General features: G+C 64.2%; 1 protein-coding gene. It reads right to left on the bottom strand.

Going from position 1 to position 299, the window contains the following annotated elements; genetic code table 11:
- Positions 1-191 (bottom strand): hypothetical protein (locus SM755_RS23400; RefSeq protein WP_323174802.1); only part of this gene is annotated, 191 nt, incomplete at its 3' end.
- Between the last annotated feature and the right edge of the window lie 108 nt (positions 192-299).

Below are 299 nucleotides of genomic sequence, written 5' to 3'. Positions count from 1 at the left end.
CCTCGACAACACGACGCAGTTCCGCGGCGAGGACTTCGTGAAGAAGGAGTCGAAGGACCGCGACGAGCACGTCGGCGACGACGAAGCCGAGATGGCGACGTCTCGGGGTCGAAGAGGCGGACGCCGTCGTCGGTGCGCCGCCAGTCGACCGGGTCCTCGCTGCCGCGCTCGGGGGTCGCGGGGTCGCTCATCTACCCGACGATGACGCCCGGAGAAACATAAACTCGGTGATAGAAATTAGTTCGGAGTCGAGTAAATCAGGCGTCGACGGGTCGCTCGAACCGACGAGCACCACGAAT

Origin of the sequence: Natrialba sp. PRR66, from assembly GCF_034808065.1 — an archaeon.
Lineage (GTDB): Archaea > Halobacteriota > Halobacteria > Halobacteriales > Natrialbaceae > Natrialba > Natrialba aegyptia.
This window is presented reverse-complemented; position numbering and strand designations above follow the sequence as displayed.